Origin of the sequence: Sphingomonas faeni (assembly GCF_024273235.1) — a bacterium.
Classification (GTDB): Bacteria; Pseudomonadota; Alphaproteobacteria; order Sphingomonadales; family Sphingomonadaceae; genus Sphingomonas; species Sphingomonas faeni_A.
Window position 1 is genome coordinate 1 of record NZ_JANBVH010000095.1, and the last position, 1,113, is coordinate 1,113.

Annotated in this window: 1 protein-coding gene; it reads right to left on the reverse strand. The window is 61.4% G+C overall.

Features of this window, described 5'->3' with window-relative positions; genetic code table 11:
• Positions 1-1,113: chloride channel protein (locus NLI89_RS21635; RefSeq protein ID WP_254688790.1), on the reverse strand; the 1,113-nt coding region annotated here is incomplete at both ends.

A 1,113-nucleotide genomic window follows, 5' to 3' on the forward strand; every position in this document is an offset into this window, starting at 1 on the left:
CTGTTCTGCTTGGAGGAACTCGTACGGATCAACTGTGTATTCCTGGAGAATGTGACGACCACGACGGGCGATTTTCTCGGTGAGTATCGACCGACGCATTACCAGGACACTAATCGCATAGGCTCCCGTCGCTGCTGCGATCGTCGCCGGCAAGGCATCAAAATGTCCGGTCAGTTCGACTGCAAAAAGTGCACCGGTCAGTGGAGCACGCATGGCCCCACTCATCATGGCGGCCATGCCGATCATTGCCCAGAAACCTACCGACCCGGGCAGAAACTGCCCGAGCAGGGCACCCAAGGCGCCACCCATGATTAGCAATGGCGCGAGAACGCCGCCCGACGTTCCCGATCCCAGCGCGACCAGCCAGACGATTGCCTTCACAACCAACAACGCGAGGATGACCCGCACCGCCAATGATCCGTCGAGCAGCGCCTGGATGTTCGCGTAGCCCGCACCAAGAACACGAGCATCGATCAGACCCCCGACCCCAACGACGATGCCACCCAACGCTGGCCACCACATCCAATGCACCGGCAACCGGTGGAACGCATCCTCGACCCGGTAGAGCATCGCCGACAGCAACGCTGCCTCCAGCCCAACCAAAACACCTATCCCGAGGGCTAATCCCTCCGTAGGCCACCACGCCTGCACGGGAGCCGCTGCGAACGGGAAGATCGGTCCAGCTCCCAGCAGCAGGGGCCGCCAGGCAAACGCTACCAGCGTTCCGACAACTACAGGCACGAAGCTGCGGGGCTTCCACTCAAACAGCAGAACCTCGATCGCTAGCAAGATAGCGGCGATGGGCGTGCCGAAGATGCCGGTCATTCCCGCTGCGGCGCCTGCGACCAGCAGGGTCTTCCGCTCGGCCGCGCTTAGGTGGAAGCATTGCGCGAAGAGCGATCCGATCGCACCGCCGGTCATTATGATCGGACCTTCGGCCCCGAACGGACCTCCACTGCCGATCGAGATCGCCGAGGAAAGTGGTTTAAGGACCGCAACCTTGAGCGACAGGCGACTTTCGCCGTATAGAATGGCCTCGATTGCTTCCGGAATGCCGTGCCCTTTGATCTTCTCCGAGCCGAAACGCGCCATCAGGCCGATCAGAAGACTACC